General features: G+C 38.7%; 3 protein-coding genes. All 3 read right to left on the bottom strand.

The genetic code is table 11. The annotated features are described in order from the left end of the window. Positions 1-209: 209 nt before the first annotated feature. From HT703_RS08845 to HT703_RS08855, 3 genes are read right to left on the bottom strand one after another with little or no spacing between them, the layout of a single operon-like run. Complete coding sequence (locus HT703_RS08845) at positions 210-1,685, bottom strand: PTS galactitol transporter subunit IIC (protein WP_054393029.1); 1,476 nt, start codon at positions 1,683-1,685, stop codon at positions 210-212. 46 nt (positions 1,686-1,731) lie between these two features. Further along, positions 1,732-2,037: a PTS sugar transporter subunit IIB gene (locus tag HT703_RS08850; RefSeq protein WP_000590547.1), complete on the bottom strand. Its 306-nt coding sequence runs from the start codon at positions 2,035-2,037 to the stop codon at positions 1,732-1,734. 38 nt (positions 2,038-2,075) lie between these two features. Further along, positions 2,076-2,552, bottom strand: a complete 477-nt coding sequence (locus HT703_RS08855; RefSeq protein ID WP_023937706.1) for a PTS sugar transporter subunit IIA — start codon at positions 2,550-2,552, stop codon at positions 2,076-2,078. Positions 2,553-2,742: the final 190 nt, after the last annotated feature.

Below are 2,742 nucleotides of genomic sequence, written 5' to 3' on the forward strand. Positions count from 1 at the left end.
GTTACTGACTTCGTCAGTCTTATCTACAACCTCAAAACTGTGTTTTGAGCAACCTGCGGCTAGCTTCCTAGTTTGCTCTTTGATTTTCATTGAGTATAATTCAATTACCATTATTTTCTCCAATTTCTTGATAGTTTATAAAAAACTAGGCTGTCACTCCTAATGGTATGACAACCTAGTTTCAACAATTTACATTTTATAGGAGCGCATTATTTTGCTTTTGCTGCGTACTCTTCGTTACGTTTGATCATTTGTTTTCTGTACCAAGCAAAGATACCGATATAGAATACAAGGAAGACTACAGCACCAAGGATTGCTTTGATATCACCTGTTGTAGTGTTACCAATTGTCCAACCAAGAAGTTTTTCGATTGGTCCTTCAAGAGTTGAGTGAGTGATCAATTGAGTTTGGCTCACACCTGCTGGGAAGGCACCTACACCTTTAGCAAGTTCTGTTGCAAATGGTGCAATAAGTGTACCTGAAAGAAGGAAGAGTGGCAACAAGAGCGTTCCGAAGATAATCATACGGAGCAATTTACCACGTGTTACAACCAAGAGAGCTGGAGTAACACCCATAGCGATGATACCTGCAAGTGGCAAGATACCATTTCCGACTTTTGAAAGAAGCACAGCTTCAATCAACATGATTGGAGCAAGTACGTTGGCACAAGCCCAGATTTCAGCACGACCAGCGATGAATGGCCAGTCAAGACCGATATTGAATTTACGTCCTTGAAGACGTTTAGTAGCAACGTTTGTAATACCTTGTGATAGTGGTTCTACGGCTGCGATGAACCATGAACCGATAAGTGAGAAGAGTTCCAAAGATACACCGGCAGTCAAACCAAGAGACAGCCATCCTTTGATAACAAGACGCCATTTATCTGCATCTGCAACCCCTTCAATTGGATGTGGAGTTCCCATAATACCGATAACGATACCAAGGATGAAACCGATGAAGAATTTAGATCCCCAGAAACCGATTTTCTTGTTCAATTTAGCAGCATCAAAGTCATATTTATCAAGGCCTGGGAAGAATTTTTCAAAAATCTTATCCAAAACCATGATAACTGGGTTCATCATGTAGTTCATGTGAGTTGATGTCATTGGTGATGAACTTGGAGCGTTAAGAAGGTCATCAAATGTAGGTTTCATCAAGTCAGAGTTGATAATTTTCAACACACCAACAAGGACGATAGCTGCTGTAGCAATAAAGAGTGAAACCCCTTGACTCACACCGTTGTTGTCTGCATACCATTTAATCAAAAGACCTGTGATAGACAAGTGCCAGATATCAAAGATATCAACGTCAAGTGTATCTGTTTTCTTCATAGCAAGCATCACTATGTTGACAATCAACATGATGAGCAAGAAGTATAGTGTCCAAGCAGAACCCCAAGTGATTGTAGCAAGTGGTGCCCAACCAACGTCGGTGATACTCAATTGGATACCAGTGTTTTCAACGAATTTTGCAAGCGACGCTGAGAAAGCAGTGTTTAGCATACCGATGATGGCACCGATACCTGTAAGAGCGATGGCAAGTTTGATACCACCTTCAAGCGCTTTGGAGAATTTCACTCCAAAAAGTAAAGCCAATACTGTCAAAATGATTAACATGATGACAGGTCCACCCATATCTAAGATGGGATTGAAAACCTTTCCGATTAGGTCAAAGATTGCATCCATAACAGTTCCTCCCTTTTTATGTTATATGAATGTTAACAAATTAAAATTAGCTTAATCCGTGCTCTTTGATAGCTGCTTCAATATTATCAAATACTGGAGCACTCATTGCTGGGATACGGAATAAGATTGGTCCAGCTTCGATAACTGGAATACCTGGGTCAAAACCAAGGTCTGTAGCAGCAATTGGTGTGAAGATGTCATAACCTTTGATAAGGTCTTCATTAACGTCTTTGACCATAACTGCATCACAGTGAACATCAAAACCGCGGTTTGAAAGTTCTTCTTCAAGAGCACTTTTAATTTGGTGGCTTGAGTTAACACCTGCACCGCAGGCAGCAAGAATTTTAATCATATGGATTTCCTCCGATTTAATATTTTTAATAGACAAGATTAAGCAATTGCTTCAGCAATATAAGCATAGAGGGCTTCTGGTTCAGAAATTTTTGATAGGTCTTCAAGATGACCATTTCCAGTAAAGAAGTCCATCAACTGAGCAAGAATGTTGGTTTGGCTTGAACTTGAGTTATTAATGATAAAGAAGAGTAAGGATACTTCTACTTCCTTATCTGGCGCAATCATATTGTGGAAAGTCACTGGTTTTTCTAATCGAACGACCACAACTTTTTCGGCTAGATTATGAACAATATCCGTGTGAGGAATACCCACATTCGGCAAATCCTTACCCAAAAATTCCATATCTAAGCCAGTTGGAAATGACTTTTCACGCGTGATCAAGGCTTCACGATAGGTTGGGGTTACGATTTCTCGTTCTTCCAATAAAGTTGCAACCTGATCAAAGAGATGTTCTTGATTATCCGCTTCTAAGCAAAACACAAGGTTTTTGTCAAAGAAATAATCTAATCCCATAAGGTTTTCCCTTCTTTCCATTAACTTTATGCTATAAGTATAACACTATATGTAATCGTTGTCAATAGTTTTCTGTTGATTTTTGTCTTTTTTTATACTTTTGTTGTGTTTATAGTTTGTTATATAAAAATAAACAAACAAATATTCCAAGTATTTTTCTGTTCTAATACTCAATGAAAATCAAAGAGCA

Source organism: Streptococcus sp. 3874 (assembly GCF_013276425.1).
Taxonomy (GTDB): Bacteria; Bacillota; Bacilli; order Lactobacillales; family Streptococcaceae; genus Streptococcus; species Streptococcus pseudopneumoniae.

Excerpts from the sequence above, each read along its gene's own strand:
- HT703_RS08855 (WP_023937706.1), bottom strand. The coding sequence starts at position 2,552 with ATGGGATTAGATTATTTCTTTGACAAAAACCTTGTGTTTTGCTTAGAA.
- HT703_RS08845 (WP_054393029.1), bottom strand. The coding sequence starts at position 1,685 with ATGGATGCAATCTTTGACCTAATCGGAAAGGTTTTCAATCCCATCTTA.
- HT703_RS08850 (WP_000590547.1), bottom strand. The coding sequence starts at position 2,037 with ATGATTAAAATTCTTGCTGCCTGCGGTGCAGGTGTTAACTCAAGCCAC.